Annotated in this window: 22 protein-coding genes and 1 other RNA gene; 12 read left to right on the top strand and 11 right to left on the bottom strand. The window is 61.2% G+C overall.

Translation table 11 applies throughout. The features are described 5' to 3' along the window. Positions 1–53 precede the first annotated feature (53 nt). Positions 54–812 carry a 3-hydroxyacyl-CoA dehydrogenase gene (locus AAIL67_RS24215; RefSeq protein ID WP_034358959.1) on the bottom strand — a complete coding sequence of 253 codons (759 nt, stop codon included), beginning with the start codon at positions 810–812 and terminating at the stop codon, positions 54–56. A 271-nt stretch (positions 813–1083) separates the two neighbouring features. Then, entirely contained in the window at positions 1084–1632 is a 549-nt protein-coding gene (locus tag AAIL67_RS24210; protein WP_003067688.1) for a phasin family protein, read from the bottom strand. A gap of 351 nt (positions 1633–1983) precedes the next feature. Between AAIL67_RS24210 and AAIL67_RS24205 the strand changes: the two genes are divergently transcribed. The 7 genes from AAIL67_RS24205 to AAIL67_RS24175 all read left to right on the top strand — a co-directional run bounded on the left by AAIL67_RS24205 (position 1984) and on the right by AAIL67_RS24175 (position 10143). Beyond that, positions 1984–2463 carry a thioesterase family protein gene (locus AAIL67_RS24205; RefSeq protein WP_012837589.1) on the top strand — a complete coding sequence of 160 codons (480 nt, stop codon included), beginning with the start codon at positions 1984–1986 and terminating at the stop codon, positions 2461–2463. Positions 2464–2693: 230 nt separating this feature from the next. Further along, complete coding sequence (gene pncB, locus AAIL67_RS24200; protein WP_034378986.1) at positions 2694–3929, top strand: nicotinate phosphoribosyltransferase; 1236 nt, start codon at positions 2694–2696, stop codon at positions 3927–3929. A gap of 82 nt (positions 3930–4011) precedes the next feature. After that, a complete protein-coding gene (locus tag AAIL67_RS24195) occupies positions 4012–5430 on the top strand; it encodes a sodium:proton antiporter (RefSeq protein WP_224650266.1) in 1419 nt (472 codons plus the stop codon). Positions 5431–5544: 114 nt separating this feature from the next. Then, on the top strand, positions 5545–6522 hold the full coding sequence (locus AAIL67_RS24190) for a D-glycerate dehydrogenase (RefSeq protein ID WP_224650267.1): 978 nt from the start codon (positions 5545–5547) through the stop codon (positions 6520–6522). 136 nt (positions 6523–6658) lie between these two features. Beyond that, positions 6659–7066: a tautomerase family protein gene (locus tag AAIL67_RS24185; protein ID WP_012837593.1), complete on the top strand. Its 408-nt coding sequence runs from the start codon at positions 6659–6661 to the stop codon at positions 7064–7066. Between the two features lie 357 nt (positions 7067–7423). After that, positions 7424–8953, top strand: a complete 1530-nt coding sequence (gene rmuC, locus AAIL67_RS24180; RefSeq protein ID WP_224651090.1) for a DNA recombination protein RmuC — start codon at positions 7424–7426, stop codon at positions 8951–8953. Next, on the top strand, positions 8950–10143 hold the full coding sequence (locus AAIL67_RS24175) for an MFS transporter (protein WP_034358972.1): 1194 nt from the start codon (positions 8950–8952) through the stop codon (positions 10141–10143). The genes rmuC and AAIL67_RS24175 overlap by 4 nt, the downstream gene beginning before the upstream one ends. A 64-nt stretch (positions 10144–10207) precedes the next feature. On the opposite strand, the gene lapB is transcribed toward AAIL67_RS24175, so the two are convergent. From lapB to gyrA, 9 genes are all read right to left on the bottom strand, one after another. Then, on the bottom strand, positions 10208–11365 hold the full coding sequence (lapB, locus tag AAIL67_RS24170; RefSeq protein WP_063665119.1) for a lipopolysaccharide assembly protein LapB: 1158 nt from the start codon (positions 11363–11365) through the stop codon (positions 10208–10210). After that, positions 11355–11690: a LapA family protein gene (locus AAIL67_RS24165; RefSeq protein WP_034378993.1), complete on the bottom strand. Its 336-nt coding sequence runs from the start codon at positions 11688–11690 to the stop codon at positions 11355–11357. The genes lapB and AAIL67_RS24165 overlap by 11 nt, the downstream gene beginning before the upstream one ends. Positions 11691–11790: 100 nt before the next feature. Continuing rightward, on the bottom strand, positions 11791–12111 hold the full coding sequence (locus tag AAIL67_RS24160) for an integration host factor subunit beta (RefSeq protein ID WP_003067668.1): 321 nt from the start codon (positions 12109–12111) through the stop codon (positions 11791–11793). A 109-nt stretch (positions 12112–12220) separates the two neighbouring features. Further along, complete coding sequence (gene rpsA, locus AAIL67_RS24155; RefSeq protein WP_003057144.1) at positions 12221–13903, bottom strand: 30S ribosomal protein S1; 1683 nt, start codon at positions 13901–13903, stop codon at positions 12221–12223. A gap of 198 nt (positions 13904–14101) precedes the next feature. After that, positions 14102–16174, bottom strand: coding sequence for a bifunctional 3-phosphoshikimate 1-carboxyvinyltransferase/cytidylate kinase (locus AAIL67_RS24150; RefSeq protein WP_343485332.1), 2073 nt, complete (start codon positions 16172–16174; stop codon positions 14102–14104). A gap of 107 nt (positions 16175–16281) precedes the next feature. Further along, positions 16282–17178, bottom strand: coding sequence for a prephenate dehydrogenase/arogenate dehydrogenase family protein (locus AAIL67_RS24145; protein ID WP_045840275.1), 897 nt, complete (start codon positions 17176–17178; stop codon positions 16282–16284). Further along, positions 17178–18278 (bottom strand): prephenate dehydratase, encoded by a 1101-nt coding sequence (gene pheA, locus AAIL67_RS24140; protein WP_343485331.1) that lies wholly within the window; start codon positions 18276–18278, stop codon positions 17178–17180. Before pheA ends, AAIL67_RS24145 begins: the two co-directional genes overlap by 1 nt. A 122-nt stretch (positions 18279–18400) precedes the next feature. Further along, positions 18401–19510, bottom strand: coding sequence for a 3-phosphoserine/phosphohydroxythreonine transaminase (gene serC, locus AAIL67_RS24135; protein ID WP_343485330.1), 1110 nt, complete (start codon positions 19508–19510; stop codon positions 18401–18403). Between the two features lie 129 nt (positions 19511–19639). Further along, entirely contained in the window at positions 19640–22336 is a 2697-nt protein-coding gene (gyrA, locus tag AAIL67_RS24130) for a DNA gyrase subunit A (protein WP_034358983.1), read from the bottom strand. Positions 22337–22565: 229 nt separating this feature from the next. Here gyrA and ompA point away from each other — a divergent pair, with 229 nt between their 5' ends. The 5 genes from ompA to AAIL67_RS24105 form a co-directional block, all read left to right on the top strand. Beyond that, positions 22566–23210, top strand: coding sequence for an outer membrane protein OmpA (gene ompA / locus AAIL67_RS24125; protein WP_003067660.1), 645 nt, complete (start codon positions 22566–22568; stop codon positions 23208–23210). A gap of 83 nt (positions 23211–23293) precedes the next feature. Further along, a complete protein-coding gene (ubiG, locus tag AAIL67_RS24120; RefSeq protein ID WP_034379003.1) occupies positions 23294–24007 on the top strand; it encodes a bifunctional 2-polyprenyl-6-hydroxyphenol methylase/3-demethylubiquinol 3-O-methyltransferase UbiG in 714 nt (237 codons plus the stop codon). 5 nt (positions 24008–24012) lie between these two features. Continuing rightward, entirely contained in the window at positions 24013–24672 is a 660-nt protein-coding gene (locus AAIL67_RS24115; RefSeq protein ID WP_034358986.1) for an HAD-IA family hydrolase, read from the top strand. An 18-nt stretch (positions 24673–24690) separates the two neighbouring features. Further along, positions 24691–25067: a transfer-messenger RNA gene (ssrA, locus tag AAIL67_RS24110) on the top strand. Positions 25068–25350: 283 nt separating this feature from the next. Further along, positions 25351–26489 (top strand): integrase arm-type DNA-binding domain-containing protein (locus AAIL67_RS24105; protein WP_343485329.1); only part of this gene is annotated, 1139 nt, incomplete at its 3' end.

Here is a 26489-nt window from a genome sequence, read left to right as displayed (position 1 = left end):
CTTTGCCCGGGATCCCGAGAAAAGGCCTTGCGGCAAGGCCTTTGATTTACCCATTATTTCGGGGCCATGCGAATGGCGCCGTCCAGGCGGATGACTTCACCATTGAGCATGTCGTTTTCCAGGATCTGCTTGACCAGCTTGGCGTAGTCCTCGGGTTTGCCTAGGCGACTGGGGAAGGGCACGCTGGCAGCCAGTGCATCCTGAACTTCCTGCGGCATGGTGAACAGCATGGGGGTGCCGAAGATGCCGGGAGCAATCGTCATATTGCGAATACCGCTGCGAGCCAGGTCGCGAGCAATGGGCAGTGTCATGCCGACCACGCCGCCCTTGGAGGCAGAGTAGGCGGCCTGACCGATCTGGCCGTCATAGGCTGCGACGCTGGCGGTAGAAATCAGCACACCGCGCTCGCCAGTAGGCTCTGGCTCATTCTTGCTCATGGCATCCGCTGCCAGGCGAATCATGTTGAAGGTGCCGACCAGGTTGACCATGATGGTCTTGGTATAGACGGCCAGGCTGTGCGGGCCGCTCTTGCCTACGGTTTTCTCGGCCGGTGCAATACCGGCGCAGTTGATCAGGCCGGCGAGTTTGCCCAGGCTGGTGGCTTTGGCGACCACGGCCTGACCATCGGCCTCATTGCTGACATCGCAGCGCAGATAGACGCCATCGATCTCACTGGCTACGGCCTCGCCGCGCTCTGCATTCATGTCGGCAATCACGACCTTGCCGCCGTTGGCGGCCAGCATGCGCGCCGTACCTTCGCCCAAGCCTGAAGCGCCGCCGGTCACGATGAATACGCGATCCTGAATCTGCATGAACTGTCTCCTTGTTCGATGTCTATTGACGTTGACGTAAACGTCAATTATGCACAGAGTGAAGGAACTGGCGACCTGAGGAAAGCGCGCATAAAAAAAAGCCCAATCGGGAAGACTGGGCTTTGAAGGGATCCATGAAACGGGGGTTTCAGGAGGATCCAAGGAGACAACTTGCGCAAGGTCAGCATCTGATTCAATGTATGCCGACCTGACATGCTGGTGATTATAGGGTAAACCCTAGTCTTTGCCAAGCATGTCAGTAACCATGTTCTTAACGCTTGGCAGCGGTCGTGGCCTTGACAGCTTCGGTTGCTGTCTTGGTGGCAGCGTTGAAGTTGGCTTCGGCCATGTCGGAGGCTTGCTTCACAGCCTTTTGCACGGATTCGAAAGCGTTGTTGGCGGCAGAGACTGCGCTCTTGACCATGGCAACAGCGGATTCGGAGCCGGCAGGAGCATTCTTGGTCGTGTTGTCCAGCAGGGCATTGAAGTTCTTGCGAGCTTCGGTGGACTGGGCTTCCAGCGTCTTGTTGAATTCGCCGGCAGTGTTGCTGGCGATGTCGTACAGGTGGCGGCTGTAGGAAGCGGTTTTCTCGGCCAGCGGCTGGAACAGGCCTGCTTGCAGAGTCAGCAGTTCCTGGGCGTCCTTGACGCTGAGCACGGCCTGGGTGTGCTGGGCAGCTTCGGCCAGTGCGGCGCGCGAGGCGGTGACGTTCAGTTCCACCAGCTTTTCCACACCTTCGAAAGCTTTGCTGGTCAGGCCGAACAGTGTCTCGAAGTGGGCTTTTTGTGCGCTCAGGATTTGGTCAGGGGTCAGGCTCATGGCAATTCTCCAAAATTACGGATCTAACAAAGGGATCGGACCGGAGGAAACGTCTGCTCTGACATGACCGCTATCTTTGCCAGTCGTATGTTGCAGTGCAGCATGGGTGCATTGTGAAAGAGAATTTGTGGCAATGCAAGCTTTAATTTGTTGCGCTGCAGCAAAAAAAATAATGACTCTTTGTTTTTGATAAGTATCTGATTTTTAAAAGACTTTGTTATGTCTGATAACTGACAAAAATTGAAGTAGCGTGTTTTCTTTGTGCGGTGCGTCATGCGTTGATGAGTGACAACCTGCAAGCCCTGTCGCGGTGGTGCTGGCGGCGCCGGGGCGGCTCTGCAAAATGACTGCATGACTGCATCGTTATCTCATGGCAAACCTTTGCGCGCCCAGCCGCAGGCGCGCGACTCCTATCCCGTGTTTCGTGAAATCAGCACCCGCTGGTCGGACAACGATGTTTACGGTCATGTGAACAACGTCATCTACTACAGCTGGTTTGATACCGCGGTCAATGCGTATCTGATAGAGCAGGGCGCGTTGGATATTCATGATGGGCAGACGATTGGCCTGGTGATAGAGACCCAGTGCAATTACTTTGCCTCGTTGGCTTTCCCGCAAGCCGTGGAAGCGGGTATTCGCGTGGCCCATCTGGGGAGCTCCAGCGTGCGCTATGAAGTGGGTCTGTTTGCCAGGGGGGCGAGCCAGTCGGCTGCTGCCGGGCATTTTGTGCATGTCTATGTCGACAGACAGACGCGCCGGCCCGTGCCTTTGCCCGAGCCCTTGCGGGCGGCACTACAGTCACTGCTGCGTGCAGAGCCCGCTGGTGAATAGCAAAAACGATAGCTTCTTGCGTATGTATATCAAAGGTTTGATTCTGATCCGATTGATATATCTGGCGGCAAATCCGAAGCCCGCATCTGCAAGAAGCGCTTAGGGGCCGTGAGTACGGTGCAGAGTGTGGAATCGCCTACACTCGTCAGTCTCTGTTGAGGCTGGCGCAGCCTGTGTTTTGAGCCAGCCTTGTTCCATGACTGAACGGACCGCCAGGCCCACCGTCGTCCATGATCATCACCAGTCTGCTAGACACCGACCTGTATAAATTCACGATGATGCAGGTGGTGCTGCATCAGTTTCCGGGGGCGCAGGTGGAGTACCGCTTCAAATGCCGCAACCCGGGCGTGCAGCTGGCTCCGTACGTCAATGAAATCCGCGAAGAAATCCGCTCTCTGTGCAAGCTGCGCTTTCAGGATGCCGAGCTGGCCTATCTGAGTTCGCTGCGTTTCATCAAGAGCGATTTTGTCGATTTCCTGAGCCTGTTCCAGCTCAACGACAAATACATCACGGTCACGCCCCTGGCCAGCGGCGAGATCGACATCACCATCCAGGGCCCTTGGCTGCACACCATCTTGTTCGAGATCCCGGTGCTGGCCATCGTCAACGAGGTGTATTTCCGCAACACCCAGCCCGTCCCCAACTTTCTGGAAGGACGCAAGCGCCTGGACGAGAAGATCGAGCTGCTGCAGGCGCCTGGCCTTGAGACGCTCAAGATTGCCGATTACGGCACCCGCAGGCGCTTTTCCAGAGCCTGGCATGAAGAGGTGCTGCGGGTGCTTTGCGCCAGGCTGGGTCATTCGGGGGCGGCGCGCGTCAACGGTCAGCGCAAGGGGCAACTGGCGGGCACCAGCAATGTGCTGTATGCGATGAAGCTGGGCCTAATCCCGCTGGGCACCTTGGCCCATGAATATCTGCAGGCCTGCCAGTCGCTGGGCCCGCGCCTGCGCGACAGCCAGATCTTCGGCTTCGAGTCCTGGGCGCGCGAGTACCGGGGCGATCTGGGGATTGCGCTGTCCGACGTCTATGGCATGTCGGCCTTTCTGCGTGATTTCGATCTGTACTTCTGCAAGCTTTTTGACGGTGCGCGTCATGACAGCGGCGACCCGTTTGAGTGGGGCGAGCGTCTGATAGCGCATTACAAGGCCAACAAGATCGATCCGCTGAGCAAGGTGCTGATCTTCAGCGACGGGTTGACCATCCCCAAAACCATCGGGTTGTTCGAGCGCTTCAACGGTCGCTGCCAGCTGGCGTTCGGCATCGGCACCAATCTGACCAACGATTTGGGAAATCCCCCCGAGCATGTGCCATTGCAGATCGTGATCAAGATGACGCGCTGCAACGGCCAGCCCGTGGCAAAGCTCTCGGACACACCGGGCAAGAGCATGTGTGACGATGAAAAATACCTGGCCTATCTGCGCCAGGTGTTCAGCATTGCGCCGCCGGAGCCGGTTTCGCCGGCATAGAAATCAAAGAATCATTGGCGGGAGTTATGCCTGTTGCAGGGCAAAGAGCAGAGAGGATGGGCGTTTGAACAGCAAATCTTTTATGAAAACCGCGGCGGCCGCGCTGCTGACGCTGGCAGCGGCCACCGCGCAGGCCGCAGACATTGACGGCGCAGCCATGTCCGTGGCCTGGGGCTTGCCGTTTGTGGGCATGCTGCTGTCCATTGCGCTGCTGCCGCTGCTGCTTCCGCAATTCTGGCATCACCATTTCGGCAAGGTCACTGCCGGCTGGGCGCTGGCCTTCCTGCTGCCTTTTGCGCTGGTCTATGGTCTGGGCGCGGCGGGCGTGAATCTGGTGCATGCCTTGCTGGCCGAGTATCTGCCATTCGTGATCCTGCTGACCGCCTTGTACACGGTGGCCGGAGGCATCTATGTGCGCGGCAATCTGCGTGGTTCGCCGGGGTTGAATACCGCCATCCTGGCCATTGGAGCGGTGCTGGCCAGCTTCATGGGCACGACCGGGGCTTCGATGCTGCTGATACGTCCCTTGCTGCGCGCCAACGACAACCGCCGTCATCAGGCTCATGTGGTGGTGTTTTTCATCTTCATCGTCTCCAATGCCGGGGGGGCGTTGACGCCGCTTGGAGATCCGCCGCTGTTTCTGGGCTTTCTGAAGGGGGTGGACTTCTTCTGGACGGTGAGCCATATCTGGGGCCCGATGTTGTTCCTCACGCTGGCGCTGCTGGCCATCTTCTATGTGATAGATCACAGGCTGATGGGGCAAAAGGGCGAGACCGATCTGCCCGATCCCACGCCCAGCATGGATGTGACCGGGGCTCAAAGCCGCCTGGGCTTTGAAGGCCGTGTGAACTTTGTGCTGCTGATGGTGGTGGTGGCTCTGGTGCTGGTCAGCGGCATCTGGCGCACTCCTGCGGGTATCGAGATCGCCGGGACCCATGTGGGCCTGCCCGGTTTGGTGCGCGATCTGGGTTTGCTTGCCGTGGTTCTGCTTTCGCTCAAGCTCACACCCGCTCGTGTGCATCAGGCCAATGAGTTCGGCTGGGGTCCCATGCAGGAAGTGGCCAAGCTGTTTGCAGGTATTTTCCTGACCATCATTCCCGTCATCGCCATGCTTAAAGCCGGTGTCGATGGCCCGTTCGGAGCCGTGGTGCGCGCAGTCACCAATGCCGATGGCACGCCCAACCCGGCCATGTATTTCTGGGCCACGGGTCTGCTGTCCTCCTTCCTCGACAACGCTCCGACTTATCTGGTGTTCTTCAATACCGCCGGTGGCGACCCCGCGCACCTCATGACCGAGATGGCGCTGACGCTGACAGCCATTTCTGCCGGTGCCGTGTTCATGGGAGCGAACACATACATTGGCAATGCGCCCAATCTCATGGTCAAGGCGATTGCCGAAGATCGCGGCGTGAAGATGCCGGGCTTTTTCGGCTACATGCTCTGGTCGGTCTGCGTGCTGGTACCTCTGCTGGTTTTGATTACCTGGATTTGGTTTAGGTGATGGCTCTCCCCTTGAGGGGGCGACATCATTGCTGCAGGACGGTCCTTGCTTGATAGCTCGGGCTGTGCCGGGCGAGCTGATATGTTCTAAAAAGATGAATGAGGAGACAACGCGATGAGTCAAAAGCCCCGTATCTTGATTGCCCGCGCCATTTCACCCGAGGTGGTGCAGAGGTTGCAGCAGCATTTTGAAGTGCAGTCCAATCAGGACGATGTGGTCTGGTCTCCGGCAGAGCTGGCACAGCAGTTGCAGGGCAAGGATGGCGTGCTGACCACGGGTTCGCAGCGCATCGATGCCGAGTTGCTGGCCGCCTGCCCGCAGCTCAAGATCGTGGCCAACATGGCTGTGGGCTACAACAATTTCGATGTGCCCGCGATGACGGCCGCGGGCGTGCAGGGCACGAATGCCCCCGATGTGCTGACCGAGACCACGGCTGATTTCGGCTTTGCCCTGCTGATGGCCACGGCGCGCCGCATTGCCGAGAGCGAGCACTATCTGCGTGCCGGGCTCTGGAAGGACTGGCATTACGACCTGTTTGCGGGTGCCGAGGTGCATGGCAGCACGCTGGGCATCCTGGGCATGGGCCGCATCGGTCAGGCCATTGCACGCCGTGCGGCTTACGGCTTTGGCATGGAGGTGATCTATCACAACCGCTCGCGTCTGGATGCTGCGCTGGAAGCCGAGTGCAAGGCCAGCTATGTCGGCAAGCAGGAGCTGCTCGAACGTGCAGACCATCTGATGCTGGTGCTGCCATTCACCCCCGAGAACCGCCACACCATAGGCGCGGCAGAAATTGCCCGGATGAAGCCCACGGCCACGCTGATCAATATTGCGCGTGGCGGCATCGTCGATGATGCGGCTCTGGCCCAGGCACTCAAGGATAAGCGCATTGCCGCAGCGGGGCTGGACGTGTTCGAGGGTGAGCCTGTCGTGCATCCGGATCTGCTGACCGTGCCCAATGTGGTGCTGACACCTCATATCGCCAGCGCCACCAAGGGTACGCGTACGGCCATGGCGGGGCTGGCGGCAGACAACCTGATCTCGTTCTTTGCCGGCAAGGGGCCGCTGACGCCCGTCAATCAGTTGGCCTGATGCCGAGATTAGGCCGTATCACGTCATATCAGTTTGAGGGCGAATACGTGCTCTGAGTGCGTTGTCGGCTTTGATAATTTCTGCCCGCTTGGCGTCTGTGCGCACAGCGGGCTTTTTTATATCAAGCGAGACAGCAATGCCTTTTATCCGCACCAGCGTCCACAAGGACACCACGCCCGCCCAGCGCCAGGCCATCGTCAACGGTATTCATCAGGCCCTGATCGACGGCATCGGCATGCCCGCCGATGAGCTGTTCAACATGGTTGAGGAATATGACGAGCAGAAGTTCTTCTTCAGCCGCACTTTCAACGGCTACAAGCGCTCGGACCGCGTGGTCGTGGTCGAGATCACCATGCGCCGTGGGCGCAGCGATGCCATGAAGCGCGCGCTGTACGCCAACATCGCTGCCAATCTGGAAAAAGATGCGGACGTCGCACCCAGCGATGTGTTCATCTTCACGCACGAAAACGACTATTCCGACTGGTCCGTGGGCGGCGGCAAGTTCGCCATGGCCATTGCCCAGCAAGTGGGCCCCGACGCCTGATCCTTGCGTCAACCGACTGCAGCCTTGCTGTCACCAAGGCTGCAATCGGAAGCAGCACTTCTGATCGCATTGAATTTTTCTTGGCTCTGAGGACTGATAATTTGCCTGCGCGCTAGTGCTTGCAAACTTCAGTCTGCAATGCCCAAGGCGGAAATTCAATGAATAGGTTTGCAGCGCTTTGCTGATAAGCGCTTGCAGCTATGAAAAAAAGAGTGCGAAAGGCGTGGCAAGACAGTGACTACGTGGTGGCTTGGGTTGGCGGCGCTAGCCGTATTGATGGTGGGCCTGCTTCTGGTGCTGCTGTGGTGGCTGCAGGGGCTGCGCCGTCAGACGGAACTTGCTCTCGGCCCTGATGCGATGAGGCTGCAAGCCCAGCTGCTGCAGGGATTGCAGGCGCTGGATGTCAGGCTGCAGCAGTTGGAGCGCAGCAGCCAGAGTACCCAGATGACGGTGGCCAAGAGCGATGGAGCCCTGGACCGTGTCACCCAGCATGTACAGACCCAGTTGGCCCAGGCCCAGCAAGATGCACTGGCCGCACGGCGCGAGCAGGCGGCGGCGCTGGCATCCTTTCGTGAAGACGTTGCCCAGCTAGCGCAGCGGCTGACGGGCGACAGCCAGCAAGCCCGCGCGGCACTGGCCCAAAGCAGTGCCGAGCAGGCAGTCCATGTCCAGCAGCGCTTCGAGGCCCTGGCCGAGACGACGCGCGGTACGCTGGACTCGCTCAAGGGCGATATCCAGCAGCAGCTCACGCATATGAGTACCAATATGGGGGCTGCGCTCAAGGATCAGCTGGGAAGCAATGGCGAGCAACTGCGCCATCAGTTTGCCGTGTTGCAGAATGCGGTGAGCCAGCAACTGGCTGCGCTGGCACAGGGCCAGCAGACCACGGCCGAGCAGCTGCGCGCAACGCTCAACGAGCGACTGGCCACGATTCAGAGTGAAAATTCCCTCAAGCTCGACGAGATGCGCCGCACTGTCGATGAAAAACTGCATGCCACGCTGGAGCAGCGTCTGGGCGAGTCCTTCAAGCTGGTCAGCGATCGGCTGGAGCAGGTGCACAAGGGGCTGGGCGAGATGCAGACCCTGGCGGGCAGCGTAGGCGATCTGAAGCGCGTGATGACCAATGTGAAGTCGCGCGGCACCTGGGGCGAGCTGCAGCTGGGCAGCATTATCGACAATGTGCTCACACCCGAGCAGTACGCGAGAAACGTCAAGACCGTGCCTGGCAGTGATGAGCTGGTCGAGTTCGCCATCCGGCTGCCGGGCCGCAACGAGGAGCAGCCCGTCTGGCTGCCCATCGATGCCAAATATCCAGTCGAGCATTATCAGCGCCTGCAGGATGCCCAGGACAGCGCAGATCGCGTGGCCATTGCCGCTGCAGGCAATGCCTTCGAGACATCGATTCGCGGCGAAGCCAAAAAGATCGCGAGCAAGTACATCGCACCGCCGCACACCACGGACTTTGCCGTCATGTATCTGCCCACCGAAGGCCTGTTTGCAGAGGTGTTGCGACGTCCGGGACTGGTCGAGGCGCTGCAGAATGAGCATCGCATCGTGATTACCGGTCCCGCGAATCTGGCCGCCATGCTCAGCAGCCTGCAGATGGGCTTCAAGACGCTGGCGATCGAGAAGCGCTCCTCCGAAGTCTGGGGCGTGCTCGGTCAGGTCAAGACCGAGTTCGGCAAGTTCGGCGAGGTGGTGGAGGCTACGCGCAAGTCCATCGATGCCGCCGCGCGCAAGTTTGATCAGGTTGGTGTGCGCACGCGCGCCATTCAGCGCCATTTGCGCAATGTGCAGGAGCTGCCGAATGGAGACGGTCAGGGCCAGCCCCTGTTTCCGGCTGCGTCGGCTGAGGGTGATCAGCTTGCCGCCGAGGACCAGGAATGAACGCGGCCCTGCTGCGCCTGATTCTTGCGCAAGTCTGTATCCACGGCACCATGACGGGCATGCGCATGGCCACGCCGCTTTTGGCGCTCAAGGAGGGCTATAGCGCAGCCGCGGTCGGCATGCTGCTGGCGCTGTTCGCACTGACCCAGGTGTTTCTGTCCTTGCCTGCGGGGCGCTATGCGGACCGTCACGGGCTCAAGCGCCCGCTCATCATCAGTGTGGTGGCCGCCTGTTCCGGAGCGGGAGTGGCGGTGCTGTTCCCGATTTATCCGGTGCTGTGCCTGAGCGCTTTGCTGACGGGCGGCGCAGCCGGCATGGCACTGATCGCCCTGCAGCGCCATGTGGGGCGCATGGCGCACAACAAGGACGAGCTGCGCAAGGTCTTCAGCTGGCTGGCGATCGGGCCGGCCATCTCCAATTTTTTGGGGCCTTTCGCGGCCGGTCTGCTGATCGACTACGCCGGCGGCGAAGCGGCCAGCACCACAGGTTTCAGGGCGGCCTTCCTGCTGCTGACCCTGATGCCTCTGGCGGCCTGGTTCTGGGCAAGAACGGTGCAGGAGCTGCCCGCGTTGCAAACCGAGAGTGCGAACCAGAAGGCAACGGCCTGGGATCTGGTGCAGAACCGGGGCTTCAGGCGCCTGTTGCTGCTGAACTGGGCGCTTTCCTCTTGCTGGGACGTGCACACCTTTGTCGTGCCAATTCTGGGCCATGAGCGCGGACTGCCTGCCTCGGTGATAGGCAGCATCCTGGGTGCTTTTGCGATTGCTGCGGCCGTGATCCGCATGCTGATGCCCATCATCACGCGCCGCCTGGCCGAATCGCAGGTGGTGCTGGGGGCCATGGTTGCGGCCTGCGCCTTGTTCATCGCCTATCCCTTCATGCCAGGAGCCTGGACCATGGGTGCCTGTTCAGTCTTGCTGGGCGTAGTGCTGGGATCGGTGCAGCCCATGGTGATGAGCATGATCCATCAGATCACGCCACCCGAGCGCCATGGCGAGGCGCTGGGATTGCGCATGATGGCCATCAACGGCTCCAGCGTGCTGATGCCGGTGCTGTTCGGCTCGCTGGGCACGGTGGTCGGTGTCTCGGCCCTGTTCTGGGCGGTGGGGGTACTGGTCGGCGTGTCCTCGCGCCTGCCCTGGTTGATCGGCAAGCAGGATATGCCGGCCGATGAGTGGGGTGACCATTAAACGGGCCGCCTGCATGCATTGAAAAAGAGCGCCCAGGGACGCTCTTTTGTCTTCTGGAAGTGCTTTACAGCTCTTCGACCCTGCGTGCGGGGTAACTGTCCCAGCTCTGGCAGCCGGGGCAATGCCAGAAATGAGTGCGGGCTTCAAAGCCGCAGGCTGCGCAGCGGTAGCGGGTCAGGGGCTTGGTAGCGTGGTTCAGCGCCTTCTGCACGGTGGCATGGTACTGCTCTTCGGTCAGTGTCTCGCCTTCCAGCCATTGGGCGGCAGCCACCAGGGAAGATTCATGCTCCAGGTGTTGCACCAGGCGCTGGCGGCCGGGGGCTGCAGCGTCACCGCTTTTCTGATCAACTGCGACCAGTGCCTGCAGCAGATCCAGCGAGGGTGCCTGTTCATAGTGCTTGAGCAGCAGATCGCGAGCCTCGGCGAGCGCGCCCGTTGCCTCGGCCACTTCCACAAGCAGGCTGGCTGCCAGGGGCAGGGCTGCTGGGCTGTTCTGCGCCAGCGCCTGAAGACTTGACAAAGCCTGTGCGGAGCGGCCCTGTCGATGCTGGAGCTGGGCCAGCTCCAGTCGGGGACGCGGAGCTTGCGGCGCAGTCTCCAAGGCCTGTTGCAGCTGCGCAAACGCCTTGTCGAGCTGGCCATGGGCCACCTGGGATTGCGCGTCTTCGCAAAGATAGTGGGCCAACCGGGTGCTGAAGTCCCCCTGGCCGGCGGCCTGCATCTTGCGCACGATGGCCGCTGCCTGGGCCCAGTCGCGCGAGCGCTCGTAGATGGCCAGCAGCGCCAGGCGTGCTTCGCCTTCGTACTGCGTGCCTTCCAGCCGGTTCAGAGCCTCCTCGGCGCGGTCCAGCAGGCCGGCCTTGAGAAAGTCCTGTGCCAGTGCATGCTGGGCACGGTCCCGGTCGGGGCGAGTGAGGTCGGCGCGGCTGAGCAAATGCTCGTGGACGCGCACTGCACGGTTGTATTCGCCGCGGCGGCGAAACAGGTTGCCCAGTGCAAAGTGCAGTTCGGTGGTATCGGGGTCGTTCTGTACGGCCTCGATAAAGGCATCGATGGCCTTGTCCTGCTGCTCGTTGAGCAGAAAGTTCAGACCTTTGAAGTACGCCTTGGGAGCCTGGCGGTTGTCGGCTCGCACCTGGCGCAAATCCCAGCGGGAGGCCAGCCAGCCCAGCACAAAGGCCACAGGCAGGCCCAGCAAAATCCAAGTCAGATTAAATTCCATGCACGTCGCCCGGCGCAATGATCGAAGAAGAGTTCTGTTCCTTCACCGCAGGTGCTGCACTGGTGGCGTTGGCTGCGGCGTTCGGTGCCTGTTGAGTGGCCTGTGCCTCGCGCGCTGCGCTGCGATGCTTGAGCCAGCGTGGCACCATGCCCAGCACTCCGACAAAAAGGCCCAGCGCGAAAGCAGCCAGAACCACCAGTACCAGAGGTGCCGTCCAGGCCGTGCCAAAGAAGAAATGCACGGTGGCGTCTTGCTGGTTGTTGAGTGCGAATGCGAACAGAGTGAAAAAAATGGCTGCCTTGAGCAGCCACAGCAGGTATTTCATGCTTCCCTTTATGCGCCTTGTGTGACGGGAAGATTTTAGGCCAGCCTATGCGCGGACTGGCAAACGGACGGCGTGGTCAGCCCTGACGGGTCCGCGGACTTCAGGCGATCTGCGGCTGCTGGGCAGCGGAGTCTTCGGCCTTGAGATTGTCCACGGCTTCGCGCAGGGCCTTGCCGGGCTTGAAATGAGGAACGCGCTTGGAAGGAACCTGAACGGACTCGCCGGAGCGGGGGTTGCGGCCTATGCGGGGCTGGCGGTGATTGATGGCAAAGCTGCCAAAGCCGCGAATTTCAATACGGTGACCGCGCACCAGGGCATCGCTGACGGCATCCAGAATGGTTTTGACGGCCTGCTCGGCATCACGTTGGTTGAGTTGGCCAAATTGGGCGGCAAGTTCTTCGACGAGATCGGATCGGGTCATCGGGTGGCGGAGGCTCTAGGTTGAAAACAACAACGGGCGCACAGGGCGCCCGTTGTCTTTGACGCTTGGCGGTCAGCCAGGCGAGCTGGCTGACCGGCTGATGCAAGATTTACTTGTCAGCGTCCAGCTTGGCGCGCAGCAGAGCGCCCAGGCTGGTGGTACCAGCGTTTTCCTTGGAGGACTGAGCCGACAGGGAAGCCATGGCGACTTGCTGTTCAGCGTGATCCTTTTGCTTGATGGACAGCTGGATGTTGCGGCTCTTGCGATCCACGTTCACCACCACGGCAGTCACTTCGTCGCCTTCCTTCAGGACGGAACGAGCATCTTCCACGCGGTCTTGCGAGATTTCGGAAGCGCGCAGGTAGCCGATGATGTCTTCGCCCAGGTCGATTTCAGCGCCCTTGGCGTCCACAGTCTTGACCTTGCCGGTCACAACTTGGCCCTTGTCGTTCACGGTCACGAAGGTCGTGAAGGGATCGCTGTCCAGCTGCTTGATGCCCAGGGAGATGCGCTCGCGCTCAACGTCCACGGCCAGCACGATGGCTTCGACTTCTTGACCCTTCTTGTAGTTACGAACGGCGGCTTCGCCGGCTTCGTTCCACGACAGGTCAGACAGGTGCACCAGGCCGTCGATACCGGCAGCCAGACCCACGAACACGCCGAAGTCGGTGATGGACTTGATGGGGCCCTTCACGCGGTCGCCGCGCTTGGTGTTCTGGGCGAATTCTTGCCAGGGGTTAGCCTTGCACTGCTTCATGCCCAGGGAGATGCGACGCTTGTCTTCGTCGATTTCCAGAACCATGACTTCCACTTCGTCGCCCAGGGACACGAGCTTGGTGGGAGCAATGTTCTTGTTGGTCCAGTCCATTTCGGAAACGTGCACCAGGCCTTCGATGCCGGGTTCCAGTTCCACGAATGCGCCGTAGTCAGCAATGTTGGTGACCTTGCCGAACAGACGGGTGGCGGAGGGGTAGCGGCGAGCCACGCCCATCCAGGGATCGTCGCCCATTTGCTTCAGACCCAGGGACACGCGGTTCTTTTCGGTGTCGAACTTCAGGATCTTGGCAGTGATTTCCTGGCCGGCAGTCACCACTTCGGAGGGGTGACGCACACGGCGCCATGCCATGTCGGTGATGTGCAGCAGGCCGTCGATACCGCCCAGGTCCACGAACGCACCGTATTCGGTGATGTTCTTGACCACGCCCTGAACGATAGCGCCTTCCTTCAGGGTTTCCATCAGCTTGGCGCGCTCTTCGCCCATGGAGGCTTCCACCACAGCGCGGCGCGACAGCACCACGTTGTTGCGCTTGCGATCCAGCTTGATGACCTTGAATTCCAGGGTCTTGTTTTCGTAGGGAGTCAGGTCCTTGATGGGACGTGTGTCGATCAGCGAACCGGGCAGGAATGCGCGGATGCCGTTGACCAGAACGGTCAGGCCGCCCTTGACCTTGCCGGAAGTGGTGCCGGTCACGAATTCGCCGGATTCCAGAGCCTTTTCCAGCGACAGCCAGGAAGCCAGACGCTTGGCGGTGTCACGGGACAGGATGGTGTCGCCGTAGCCGTTTTCGATGGAGCCGATGGCCACGGACACGAAGTCACCCACTTGGACTTCGACTTCGCCCTGGTCGTTCTTGAACTCGTCGAGGGGCACGTAGGCTTCCGACTTCAGGCCGGCGTTCACCACCACGAAGTTGTGCTCAACGCGCACGACTTCAGCGGTGATAACTTCGCCAGGACGCATTTCGGTGCGTGTCAACGACTCTTCAAAAAGGGCGGCAAAAGATTCAGACATGTAGTTCCTTGCCCGCAACCAGGTTTCCGTCGGCACCATTGCCAAGCGTTTTTAAGACTGATTGCGGAGGTTGTGGGTTTGAGGCCCACGGGGGTTAAAGGTTAACAACCTTGCTGCCGGTCCGCGGTCTGCGAGAACCTGGCATCAAGGGCCAACAAGCCAGATGCGGGGCTGTCCCGAAAACTTCAAGCTGAAGTCTCAAGAGCGGCCAAACGGCTGGCGTTCCTGCCACCACGACAGCACCTGGGCAACCACTTCTTCAATGGTCATCTCGGAGCTGTCGAGCTGCAAAGAATCCTCGGCGGGCTTGAGCGGTGCGGTGCTGCGATTCATATCGCGGGCGTCGCGCGCCTCAAGGTCTGCCAAAAGGGTGGACATATTAGCTGAAATTCCTTTGGAAATCAACTGTTTATATCGGCGCTCGGCGCGGCACTGGGCAGACGCCCACAAATAGACCTTCAGCGGGGCGTGGGGGAAGATGACCGTACCCATGTCGCGGCCATCGGCAACCAGCCCAGGCAGGGCCTGGAAGGACAGTTGCAGATCCACCAGCGCGGTGCGCACGGCAGGCAGGGCCGATACGCGCGAGGCATTCATGCCGGCTTCTTCGCTGCGAATGGCCAGGCTGATGTCCTCGTCACCCAGCCAGACACGCTGCTGCGCATCGAAGCGCACGGGCATGTCCAGCGCCATCTCGGCAATGGTTTCCTCGTTCGACTCGTCAAGCGTCATGCCGGCACGCGATGCGGCCAGGCCGGTGATGCGATACAGCGCGCCGGAGTCCAGCAGTTGGTAGCCCAGTGCCCTGGCGACTTCTGCGGCAATCGTGCCCTTGCCGGAGGCCGTTGGCCCGTCGATGCAGATCACGGGAATATGCTCGCGCTCGGCTTCGCTGACGGAGAACAGCGCCTCGAAATAGTCGGGGAAGGTCTTGGCCACGCATTTGGGGTCTTCTATGCGCACCGGCAGCTTGGCCGGGTTGAAGGCCGCCAGAGAGAAGCACATGGCGACGCGGTGGTCGTCGTAGGTGTGGATGCTGGCCGCTTTCCAGGCGGTCTTGCCGGCGGGCGGCGTGATGCGGATGTAGTCAGCACCTTCTTCCACCGAGGCGCCGAGCTTGCGCAACTCGATCGCCATGGCGGCAATGCGGTCGGTTTCCTTGACGCGCCAGCTGGCGATATTGCGCAGCGTGGTCACGCCGTCGGCATACAGCGCCATGGTGCCCAGCGTCATGGCCGCGTCGGGAATATGGTTGCAATCGAGGTCGATGGCCTTCAGAGGCCAGCTGCCACGGCTGACCTGCAGCCAGTTGGGGCCGCTTTCGATCTGTGCGCCCATGGCCTGGGCGGCCTCGATGAAGCGGATGTCGCCCTGGATCGAGTCCTGGCCCACGCCCAGAATGCGGATGCTCTTGGGCTGCGGCGCGTTGTCGGCATCGGCGTCATCGGTGGTGCCGGTGGCAATCGCGCCCAGCGCGATGAAATAGCTGGCCGACGAGGCATCGGCCTCCACATGGATGGCGCCCGGCGACTGATAGCGGCTGCCTGCGGGGATCACAAAGCGCTGCCAGTTGTCGTTTTTCACGGCGATGCCGAAGCGCGCCAGCAGCTCCAGCGTGATGTGGATATAGGGCCTGGAGATCAGCTCGCCCACCACCTCGATGGTGATGTCGCGCTGTGCCCCGGGGACATTGGCCAGCAGGGGCAGGGCCATCAGCAGCGAGGTCAGGAACTGGCTGGAGACATCGCCGCGCACCTTGATGGATTCGCTACCCAGCTGGCTGAAATCGGGCTGGCCGATCTTCAGGGGCGGAAAGCCTTCATCCTTCAGGTAGTCGATCTTGCAGCCCAGCTGGCGCAGCGCATCGACCAGGTCGCCGATGGGGCGTTCGTACATGCGGGGAACGCCCGTCATCTCGAAGTCGCCGCCCAGCACCGACAGCGCCGCAGTCAGCGGGCGCATGGCCGTGCCGGCATTGCCCAGGAACAGCGTCGCCGCGGTGCCGGCAGGCAACTGACCGCCGATGCCGGTGACGTCAATTGCCTGGCCGGGTGTGACGGCATCCGGGGTGATGCTGCAGCCCAGCTGCTTGAGTCCGGCCAGCATGACGCGGGTGTCGTCCGAATCCAGCAGGTCGTGAATGGTGGTGGTGCCCTGGCTCAGCGCCGCCAGCAGCAGCACGCGATTGGAGATGCTTTTGGAGCCGGGCAGGCTGACGCTGCCGTTGGCGGAATCCAGTGCGGGCAGGTCCAGAAATTCAGTGGTGAACATAAAACTCTCGTAACCCCCTGTGCAGCCTGGCTGCTTCGACACCGGGCTGCGCGGCGGGCGTTGCCCGGTGTCTGTGGCGGTTGGGTGAATAGATCGACGCCGCTAGTTTAAGAGCCTCGCTTGCCGCCCATGGTCCATTCGGCGCGCGCGGCGCTGGCCAGGGTCAGGCGGTCCTGCAGGCCCTGGCCATCGTTGGCCTGCATCAGCCCTTCGAGCTGCTCCAGCGCCTGGCGGAACTGACGCGACTGGGCCAGCACCTGATCGCGGTTGGCCAGCAGCACATCGCGCCAGAGCTTGGGGTCGCCTGCGCCTATGCGCGTGAAATCGCGAAAGCCGGGCCCGGCCAGCGCCAGCATATCGTCGGCGCCGGGTTGGCTCAGCACGCTTTGCATCATGGCAAATGCCAGCAGATGGGGCAGGTGGCTGACGGTGGCGAGTGCGCTGTCATGGGCTTCGGGCGACATGGCCGTGACCTTGCATCCCAAGGCCTGCCACAGCGCCTGGGCCTTGGCCAGATGCGCGGTCAGCGTGCGCTCCGTCGGTGTCAGCACGACCTGGGCGCCCTGGTAGAGCTTGACATCGGCGTGCTCCACGCCGGCCACTTCCTTGCCGGTGATGGGGTGGGCGGGCACAAAGCTGCCGATCTGGTCGCGCAGCGCCGAACGTGCAGCCTGCACCACATCGACCTTGGTGGAGCCCACGTCCATGATCATCATCTGGGGCGTGACCAGATGCTTGATGGACTTGAGCGTGGCCTCGGTGGCCGCCACGGGCACGGCCAGCAGCACCAGATCGGCGCCGGCCGCCGCCAGCAGGGCGGAGGGCGCTTCCACGTCGATCACGCCCATCTGGCGCGCACGTTCGGTGGTCGAAGGCGATTTGCTGTAGCCCACCACGCGCTTGACCAGGCCGGCTTTCTTGAGAGCCAGGGCGAAGGAGCCGCCCATCAATCCGCAGCCGATCAAGCCGAGCTGCTCGAACGGCTGCAATTCCTGAGTTGCCATCACTTGCTCACCGGGTAGGTGCCCAGCACCTTGTAGAACGCGCACAGGCCCTGCAGCTCCTGCAGGGCGGAGGCCACATTGGCCTGGGCTGGGTGGCCTTCGATGTCGATGTAGAAGTAATACTCCCATTGGCCGGTGCGGGCCGGGCGCGACTCGAAGCGCGTCATCGAGACGCCGTGCTTTTTCAGCGGCACCAGCAGGTCATGCACGGCGCCGGCGGTGTTGGGTACCGAGACCACCAGGCTGGTGCAGTCGCTGCCGCTGGGTGCGGCCGTGGCCAGCGTGTGCGGCAGGCAGATGACGGCAAAACGCGTGCGGTTGTAGGCATCGTCCTGGATCGCGTGGCTGACGATGTGCAGGCCGAACTGCTGGGCGGCGCGTTCGCCGGCAATGCCTGCCCAGTTGGGGTGCAGGGCCGCCAGGCGCGCGCCTTCGGCATTGCTCTCCACGGGGCGACGTTCGGCATGCGGCAGATGCTTGGACAACCAGCCCTGGCACTGGGCCAGAGCCTGGGGGTGCGCTGCCACGACCTCGATGCCGTCCAGCGTATTGCTGGTGCGCATCAGATTGTGGCGGATCAGCATGCTGACTTCGCCCACCACATGGCAGGGCGTGTGCAGGAACATGTCCAGCGAGCGCGTGACCACGCCCTCGTTGGAGTTCTCCACGCCCACCACGCCGTACTGGGCGCTGCCGGCGGCCGTGGCATGAAAGACTTCCTCGAAGCTGTTGCAGTACATCAGGTCGGCCGCGCCGCCGAAGTACTGGATCGCCGCTTCCTCGCAGAAGGTGCCGGCAGGGCCGAGCACGGCCACGCGCTGGGGCGATTCCAGCGCCAGGCAGGCCGACATGATTTCGCGCCAGATGGCGGCCACATGCGCGCCCTTGAGCGGGCCGGGGTTGTTGGACTTGATCTTCTCGATCACCTGGGCCACGCGGTCCGGGCGGAAGAAGGCCGAGCCTTCCTTCTTCTTGAGCTCGCCCACCTGCTCGGCCACATGGGCGCGCTGGTTGACCAGCTCCAGCAACTGGCGGTCCAGGGAATCGATCTGGTTGCGCAGCGACAACAGCTCGGGGCTGGCTTGGGGTTCTTGGCTCATGAATCTCTCAAATTTCGTAGCTGCTGGCGCTTGCTGCACAATGAATTCAAACCAATACCTTGGTGAAGTACTTGCAGATAAAGCGCTGGCAGCTCATCTTTTTACAAGGCTAAGGGTGGGGCTCAGGCCTGACGTTGCTCGAAGTCACGCATGTAGTCGACCAGCGCCTGCACGCCTGCTATGGGCATGGCGTTGTAGATGCTGGCACGCATGCCGCCCACGGACTTGTGGCCCTTGAGCTGCAGCAGGCCGGCTTGCTTGGCGCCGGCCAGGAAGGCGTCGTTGCGCGACTCATCATGAAGGAAGAACGGAATGTTCATGCGCGAGCGGCAGTTCGCGGCCACCTTGTTCACATAGAACGAGGACTGGTCCACATAGTCATAGAACAGCTTGGCCTTGGCGATGTTTCGCGCCTCCATGGCAGCCACGCCGCTGAGGCCGCCTTCCGTCTGGCGCTTGAGCCACTGGAAGGTCAGGCCGGCCATGTAGATGCCCCAGGTGGGAGGCGTGTTGTACATGCTGCCGTTGTCGGCCACGGTTTTGTAATCAAACGCCGAGGGGCAGACGGGCAGGGCATGGCCCAGCAGGTCTTCGCGCACGATGACGATGGTCAGGCCCGCGGGGCCGATGTTCTTCTGCGCGCCGCCAAAGGCCAGGCCCACGCGGCTCCAGTCGATGGAGCGCGAGGCCACGTGCGAGGAAAAGTCGATGACCAGAGGTGCATCCGAGCCCAGGGCCTGGAGGTCGGGCAGCTCATGGAACTCCACGCCATGAATGGTCTCGTTGCTGCAGATGTGCACATAGCTGGCGCCGCGGCTCAGATTCCAGCTGCCGGCGGCGGGAATCGTGGTGTAGTTGCTGTCCTTGGCGCTGGCGGCCACATTGGCATCGCTGGCGTACTTGACGGCTTCCTTGGCCGACTTCTGGCTCCAGCTGCCGGTCACCACAAAGTCCACCACGCCGGCGCGCGACAGATTCATGGGCACGATGGCGTTTTCGGCAATGCCGCCGCCCTGCATGAACAGGATCTTGAAGTGGGCGGGCACGGCCAGCAGCTCGCGCAGATCGGCTTCGGCGGCTTCGTAAATGCTGATGAATTCCTTGCCACGGTGGCTCATTTCCATCACCCCCATGCCGGAGCCGTGCCAGTCCAGCATTTCGGCGGCTGCGGTTTGCAGCACTTCTTCAGGGATGGCGGCGGGGCCTGCGGAGAAGTTAAAAGGGCGGTTCATCAGATTTACGCTCAAAACATGTGAAAGCGCTTGTCTGGCTTGCGCTTTCAGCTATCAAAACATTGGGCCACGGGCATGAGGCCATGCCCGTGGCGTCCGGTCCGTATCGGGGCAGCCGGGGCTGGCCGATCAGGAGGCGTCGCCGGACTCGGCTGCGCCTTCGGCGCTGGCGCTGCCGGATTCATCGGCTTCGCCGTCCTCGCCGGCATTGTCGTTTGCATCATTTTCGACGATGCGCTGCAGGCCGATGAGCTTGGCACCTTCGTCCAGATTGATCAGCGTCACGCCTTGCGTGGCGCGGCCCAGTTCGCGGATTTCCGCCACCCGGGTGCGCACCAGCACGCCGGTATCGGTAATCAGCATGATCTCGTCCTCGGGCGCCACCAGGGTGGCAGCCACGACCTTGCCGTTGCGCTCGGACTGCTGGATTGCAATCATGCCCTTGGTGCCGCGGCCGTGGCGCGTGTATTCGCTGATGGCCGTGCGCTTGCCGTAGCCGTTTTCGGTGGCGGTCAGCACGCTTTGCGAACCCGCCACCACGTTGCCCGTGCCGTCGTCGGCCTCGGCGACCAGCATGGCGATCACGTTCTGATGCTCCTCGATGTTCATGCCGCGCACGCCGCGCGCATTGCGGCCCATGGGGCGCACATCGTTCTCGTCAAAGCGTACCGCCTTGCCGCCGTCGCTGAACAGCATCACATCATGCTTGCCGTCGGTCAGCGCAGCGCCGATCAGGTAGTCGCCCTCGTCCAGGCCCACGGCAATGATGCCGGCCTTGCGCGGGTTGCTGAACTCGGTCAGCGCCGTCTTCTTGACGGTGCCCATGCTGGTGGCCATGAAGACGAAGTGATCTTCGGGGAAGCTGCGGTTTTCGCCGGTCAGCGGCAGCACCACGTTGATCTTCTCGCCCTCCTGCAGCGGGAACATGTTGACGATAGGGCGACCACGTGAGCCGCGCGAACCCGAGGGAACTTCCCAGACCTTGAGCCAGTACATGCGGCCACGGTTGGAGAAGCACAGCAGATAGTCGTGCGTGTTGGCAATGAAGAGCTGGTCGATCCAGTCGTCTTCCTTGGTAGCCGTGGCCTGCTTGCCGCGGCCGCCGCGCTTTTGCGAGCGGTACTCGGACAGGGGCTGGCTCTTGATGTAGCCGGTGTGCGAGAGCGTCACCACCATGTCGGTGGGCGTGATCAGGTCTTCGGTGGACAGGTCTTGCGCGCTGTACTCCACGGTGGAGCGACGCTCGCCTTTCTTGGACTGACCGAATTCAGCCTTCACGGCGTTGAGTTCTTCACCAATGATGATGGAGACGCGCTCGGGCTTGGCCAGGATGTCCAGCAGGTCTTCGATGACCGACATGACGTCCTTGTACTCGGCCACGATCTTGTCCTGCTCAAGGCCGGTCAGGCGCTGCAGACGCATCTGCAGAATTTCCTGGGCCTGGGTTTCGGACAGGCGGTACAGGCCGTTTTGCTGCATGCCGAATTCGACTTCCAGGCCCTCGGGGCGATAGTCGTCGGCATTGACCACGCCGCCATCGGTGCGCGTGCGGGTGAGCATCTCGCGCACCAGCTTGCTGTCCCAGGATTTTTCCATCAGCGCGGCCTTGGCCACGGGAGGTGTGGGAGCGTTGCGGATGATGGCGATGAAGTCGTCGATATTGGCCAGTGCGACGGCCAGACCTTCCAGCACATGGCCGCGGTCGCGCGCCTTGCGCAGCTCAAACACGGTGCGGCGGGTCACCACTTCGCGGCGGTGCTCCAGGAAGACCTGGATCAGATCCTTCAGGTTGCAGAGCTTGGGCTGGCCATTGACCAGGGCCACCATGTTCATGCCGAAGGTGTCTTGCAGCTGGGTCAGCTTGTAGAGGTTGTTGAGCACCACCTCGGGCACTTCGCCGCGCTTCAATTCGATCACCAGGCGCATGCCGGACTTGTCCGACTCGTCCTGGATATGGCTGATGCCCTCGATCTTCTTCTCGTGCACCAGCTCGGCCATGCGCTCCTGCAGCGTCTTCTTGTTGACCTGGTAGGGCAGCTCGTCAACGATGATGGACTGACGCTGACCCTTGTCGATGTCCTCGAAGTGGCACTTGGCACGCATCACCACGCGGCCACGGCCGGTGCGATAGCCTTCCTTGACGCCGTTGATGCCGTAGATGATGCCGGCCGTGGGGAAGTCCGGTGCGGGAATGATCTCCATCAGCTCGTCGATGGAAGCTTCGGGGTTCTGCAGCAAATGCAGGCAGCCGTCCACTACCTCATTGAGGTTGTGCGGCGGGATATTCGTGGCCATACCCACGGCAATACCCGAGGAGCCGTTGACCAGCAGGTTAGGCAGGCGGCTTGGCAGCACCAGCGGCTCCTGCTCGGAGCCGTCGTAGTTGGGGCCGAAGTCCACCGTCTCCTTGTCGATGTCGCCCAGCATTTCATGAGCGATCTTGGAGAGGCGGATTTCCGTGTAACGCATGGCGGCGGCGCTGTCGCCGTCCACCGAGCCGAAGTTGCCCTGGCCATCGACCAGCATGTGGCGCAGCGAGAAGTCCTGTGCCATGCGCACGATGGTGTCGTAGACCGCGCTGTCGCCGTGAGGGTGGTACTTACCGATGACGTCACCGACGATACGCGCCGACTTCTTGTAGGGGCGGTTCCAGTCGTTATTGAGTTCGTGCATGGCGTACAGAACGCGGCGGTGCACGGGCTTTAGGCCATCACGCGCATCAGGAAGCGCCCGGCCCACGATCACGCTCATGGCGTAATCGAGATAACTGCGACGCATCTCCTCTTCAAGGCTGATGGGCAGAGTTTCTTTAGCAAACTGGGTCATGTCTAGTGATACTTTGACGGCTGGAAAACAGCCATTTTAGGTCGAATGGCGTGTGGCAGCAGAGCAACATAACTGAGGAATTACATAGCTGTACTACTTGTTGGTGCCTAGTTGACAACACTCTTGCATGTTACGTATGGCACAATCATTTCAACGTTTTTGGTGATGGTCACTGATGACGTCCACAGATTCGCAGCCCTGCTGCGGCTTTTTCCCCAAGAGGAGAACCATGAAGAAACTGAACAAAGTGGCGATGTTGTTTGCCTCTGCTGCCCTCGTGACAGCCGCTGGCGCACAAGTGAAGGCTGCTGACGGTGGCAAGACTATCGACAACTGGCAAAACGGCACCAGCGAACTGGTGTGGAAGAACGGCACGAACGAACTGTGCTGGCGCGATGCCAACTGGACTCCTGCTACTGCCGCTGTTGATTGCGACGGTGCTCTGAAGGCCCAGGTTGCTGCTCCCGCTCCCGCCGTTGTGCCTCCCGCTCCTGTGGCTCCCCAGCCTGCAGTGGCATCTAAGGTTACCTACTCTGCTGACGCTTTCTTCGACTTCGACAAGTCCGTGCTGAAGCCCGCAGGCAAGGCTAAGCTGGATGACCTGACCGGCAAGATCAAGGACATCAACCTGGAAGTCATCATCGCCGTGGGTCACACTGACTCCGTGGGCTCCGATGCTTACAACCAGAAGCTGTCGGTGCGTCGCGCTGAAGCTGTGAAGGCTTATCTGGTGTCCAAGGGCATCGAAAAGAGCCGCGTGTACACCGAAGGCAAGGGCGAAAAGCAACCCGTGGCAGACAACAAGACTGCTGCTGGCCGCGCTCAGAACCGTCGCGTGGAAATCGAAGTTGTGGGCACCAAGGCTGCTCAGTAATCTTTCGATTGCTACACAAAAAGCCCCGGCAACGGGGCTTTTTTTATGCCTGATTCATTGCTGTAATCGCGGACAATGGCGGCATGAGCAACACTATCAATGCCGACCCGGCAGAACTGGAAAAATTCTCCAGCCTGGCCCATCGCTGGTGGGATCCCGAGAGTGAATTCAAGCCACTGCATCAGATCAACCCCCTGAGACTGGACTGGATCAATGCCCAGGCCTCATTGGCGAACCAGAGGGTGTTGGATGTGGGCTGTGGCGGTGGCATTCTTGCAGACTCCATGGCGCGCAAAGGGGCCAAGGTGGTGGGTATCGATCTCGCAACCAAGGCTTTGCGCGTTGCGCAGCTGCATGCTCTGGAGGCGGGAACGCCCAATATTCAATACCATGAGGTCAGCGTCGAGCAACTGGCGCAGGAGCAGCCGGCAAGCTTTGATGTGGTGACCTGCATGGAAATGCTGGAGCATGTGCCCGATCCTGCGTCCATCGTGCGGGCATGTGCCCAGCTGGTCAAGCCTGGTGGCTGGGTGTTTTTTTCCACCATCAATCGCAATGCCAAGGCTTTTGCGTTGGCGATCGTGGCTGCCGAATACATGCTCAAGATGATTCCCAAAGGGACTCATGAGTACGCCAAGTTGCTGCGCCCAAGCGAGTTGGCACGCTTTGCGCGCGAAGCCGGCCTGGATGTGCAAGGCAGCAAGGGCATGGAGCACAACCCGATCTCGGGCCGCTATTGGCTCAGCAACGACACCTCGGTCAATTACATGCTGGCAACACGCCGCCCTCAGGAGTGACAGCCATGTGGAAGCACGTTAGAGCCGTTCTTTTCGATCTGGATGGCACTTTGATCGACAGCGCTCCTGATCTGGGGGCTGCAGCAGACAAGATGCGTGTGGATCGCGGCATGCCGTCGTTGCCACTCCATGCCTACCGCCATATGGCTGGGGCTGGAGCGCGTGGAATGCTGGGTATTGCGTTCGGCATGACGCCCGATTCTGCCGGCTTCGAAGAAATGCGGGAGGAGTTCTTTCGCAATTACGAGCAATGCATGACCGAGCGCACCTATGCTTTTGATGGCGTGCCCGAGTTGATCCGGGCGTTGGAAGCCGGCCCGCTTCTATGGGGTGTGGTGACCAACAAGTCCATGCGCTTCACCGAGCCGCTGACACGTCAGATGCCCTTGTTCGCCCAGGCGGCAGCTGTGGTTAGCGGGGACACGACGCCGCATTCCAAGCCTCACCCCGAGCCTCTGTTTGAAGCCGCACGACGCATGCAGATTGCTCCCGAGCATTGCATCTATGTCGGAGATGACGAGCGCGATATCCAGGCGGGTGCAGCAGCGGGCATGAAAACTGTAGCTGCACGCTATGGCTACCTGGGTGCGACAGCAGATACGGTTCACTGGGGTGCCGATGCGCATATCAATTCACCGCTTGAGCTGTTGAAGTTGTTGGGATGAGGCTAGAATAGGCACTAAGGGGCTGTCCTGGTTTCGACGTGGGTTCGGGACCGGTGCGGTGCATGTCGAGCTTGAGTGATGCTCGTAAATCTCCATTCAAAAAACTAACTGCAAACGACGAACGTTTCGCACTCGCCGCTTAATCCGGTGAGCCTTGCAACAGCACGCTAGTGGGCTGGGCAAGGGGGTAGCAATACCTCCCGGCTGCAAGGGAATTTACATTAGCTGGCTGGATACCGGGCTTCTTGGTATTTGGCGAGATTTTAGGAAGCTGGCTACCCAAGCAGCGTGTGCCTGCGGGGTTTGGGTGGCGAGATTTAAAACAGAGCACTAAACATGTAGATCTGTCCGGCGAAGGCTTACGGACGCGGGTTCAATTCCCGCCAGCTCCACCACCATAACGTCCAAGGGCGTTCACTGAAGTCCAGTGAACGCCCTTTTTCTTTGGTAAATCAACGGCTTGCCTTCCGTAATCGTCCGCCAAGGTTCGTGGGCATCCGAGGTCAAGTGGGGGTACAAGTGGGGGTACAACTCGCCAAAAGCCTATACTTTGGCTAAGTTGTACCCCCACTTTCAGGCCAAACCCAGCAACCATGCGGCCTGGCGGCCCATGCGTTGTACCCCCACCCTGGGGCTGAGAGCGGGAATTTGTACCCCCACCTAGGAAGGCTGTACCTCATGCTGACCGATGCCCACTGCCGCAACGCCATCTGCCCACCTGATCGCAAGCAGGCGCGCTTCACCGATGCTGGCGGGCTGTACCTGCAAGTCAGCCCCAGCGGCTCCAAGCGCTGGTTCTACAAGTACCGCACCGACGGAAAAGAAAAGCAGCTTGCTTTGGGCAGTTACCCCGCCGTAGGGCTGACCGCAGCCCGCAAAGCGCGTGATGTTGCCAAGATGCAACGTGCGCAGGGCAGCGACCCTATCGAGGCCCGCAAGCTGGAAAAGCTCAAAGGCGGGCTCGATCGCGGCGATAGCTTCCAGGCCGTGGCGCTGGACTGGCACGGCAAGCAGGTAGCCGGGTGGAGCGCCGGCCATGCCGAACGCACCTTGAGGCAGCTGGAGCGCGACCTGTTCCCGTGGCTGGGCCAGCGGCCCATGGCCGGCATCGAGCCCATGGAGCTGCTGTCCGTCTTGCAGAAGGTAGAAGAGCGCGGCGCACTGGAGACGGCAGACCGGGCACTCATGCTGGCCCGCCAGATATGGCGCTACTGGCTGCCTACCGCCAGCAACAGCCAGCGCGACATTACCGAAGGCCTGAAAAGCCGCCTCACCCCGTACCATGCAAAGAACTTTGCCGCCATCGTCGAGCCGCAGCGCTTTGGCGAGCTGCTGCGGGCCATGCACGCCTACAAAGGCGGGCCGCTGGTGCGCACAGCTTTGCTGCTGGCGCCCTTGCTGTACCAGCGCCCCGGCAACCTGCGCATGATGGAGTGGGCCGAGCTGGATCTGGGCGCAGGCCTGTGGACCATTCCCTGCGAAAAGATGAAGCGCACCAGGCAGGAGAAAGAAAACGGAGAGCCGCATGTGGTGCCCATGCCCTTGCAGGCGGTGGATCTGCTGCGTGAGCTGCACTCCCTCACAGGCCACGGCCGCTACGTGTTCCCCGGCCAGCGCAACCATGACCGACCCCTGTCCGACAACTCCGTGCGCAGCGCCCTCTATGGGCTGGGCTTCGGCACAGAGCAAAGCTGGCATGGCTTCAGAGCCAGCGCCCGCACCATGCTGGTAGATCAGCTGGATCTGGACCCGCTGGCCATCGAGGCCAACCTGGCCCACGCCGTGAAAGATGCCAACGGCCGTAGCTACAACCGCAC

The organism is Comamonas sp. A7-5, from assembly GCF_039581385.1.
Classification (GTDB): Bacteria; Pseudomonadota; Gammaproteobacteria; order Burkholderiales; family Burkholderiaceae_C; genus Comamonas; species Comamonas thiooxydans.
The sequence above is the reverse complement of the archived record's forward strand: the minus strand, read 5'-3'. Positions and strand labels throughout refer to the sequence as shown.

Excerpts from the sequence above, each read along its gene's own strand:
- AAIL67_RS24215 (WP_034358959.1), bottom strand. The coding sequence starts at position 812 with ATGCAGATTCAGGATCGCGTATTCATCGTGACCGGCGGCGCTTCAGGC.
- AAIL67_RS24210 (WP_003067688.1), bottom strand. The coding sequence starts at position 1,632 with ATGAGCCTGACCCCTGACCAAATCCTGAGCGCACAAAAAGCCCACTTC.
- AAIL67_RS24205 (WP_012837589.1), top strand. The coding sequence starts at position 1,984 with ATGACTGCATCGTTATCTCATGGCAAACCTTTGCGCGCCCAGCCGCAG.
- pncB (WP_034378986.1), top strand. The coding sequence starts at position 2,694 with ATGATCATCACCAGTCTGCTAGACACCGACCTGTATAAATTCACGATG.
- AAIL67_RS24195 (WP_224650266.1), top strand. The coding sequence starts at position 4,012 with ATGAAAACCGCGGCGGCCGCGCTGCTGACGCTGGCAGCGGCCACCGCG.
- AAIL67_RS24190 (WP_224650267.1), top strand. The coding sequence starts at position 5,545 with ATGAGTCAAAAGCCCCGTATCTTGATTGCCCGCGCCATTTCACCCGAG.
- AAIL67_RS24185 (WP_012837593.1), top strand. The coding sequence starts at position 6,659 with ATGCCTTTTATCCGCACCAGCGTCCACAAGGACACCACGCCCGCCCAG.
- rmuC (WP_224651090.1), top strand. The coding sequence starts at position 7,424 with ATGAGGCTGCAAGCCCAGCTGCTGCAGGGATTGCAGGCGCTGGATGTC.
- AAIL67_RS24175 (WP_034358972.1), top strand. The coding sequence starts at position 8,950 with ATGAACGCGGCCCTGCTGCGCCTGATTCTTGCGCAAGTCTGTATCCAC.
- lapB (WP_063665119.1), bottom strand. The coding sequence starts at position 11,365 with ATGGAATTTAATCTGACTTGGATTTTGCTGGGCCTGCCTGTGGCCTTT.
- AAIL67_RS24165 (WP_034378993.1), bottom strand. The coding sequence starts at position 11,690 with ATGAAATACCTGCTGTGGCTGCTCAAGGCAGCCATTTTTTTCACTCTG.
- AAIL67_RS24160 (WP_003067668.1), bottom strand. The coding sequence starts at position 12,111 with ATGACCCGATCCGATCTCGTCGAAGAACTTGCCGCCCAATTTGGCCAA.
- rpsA (WP_003057144.1), bottom strand. The coding sequence starts at position 13,903 with ATGTCTGAATCTTTTGCCGCCCTTTTTGAAGAGTCGTTGACACGCACC.
- AAIL67_RS24150 (WP_343485332.1), bottom strand. The coding sequence starts at position 16,174 with ATGTTCACCACTGAATTTCTGGACCTGCCCGCACTGGATTCCGCCAAC.
- AAIL67_RS24145 (WP_045840275.1), bottom strand. The coding sequence starts at position 17,178 with ATGGCAACTCAGGAATTGCAGCCGTTCGAGCAGCTCGGCTTGATCGGC.
- pheA (WP_343485331.1), bottom strand. The coding sequence starts at position 18,278 with ATGAGCCAAGAACCCCAAGCCAGCCCCGAGCTGTTGTCGCTGCGCAAC.
- serC (WP_343485330.1), bottom strand. The coding sequence starts at position 19,510 with ATGAACCGCCCTTTTAACTTCTCCGCAGGCCCCGCCGCCATCCCTGAA.
- gyrA (WP_034358983.1), bottom strand. The coding sequence starts at position 22,336 with ATGACCCAGTTTGCTAAAGAAACTCTGCCCATCAGCCTTGAAGAGGAG.
- ompA (WP_003067660.1), top strand. The coding sequence starts at position 22,566 with ATGAAGAAACTGAACAAAGTGGCGATGTTGTTTGCCTCTGCTGCCCTC.
- ubiG (WP_034379003.1), top strand. The coding sequence starts at position 23,294 with ATGAGCAACACTATCAATGCCGACCCGGCAGAACTGGAAAAATTCTCC.
- AAIL67_RS24115 (WP_034358986.1), top strand. The coding sequence starts at position 24,013 with ATGTGGAAGCACGTTAGAGCCGTTCTTTTCGATCTGGATGGCACTTTG.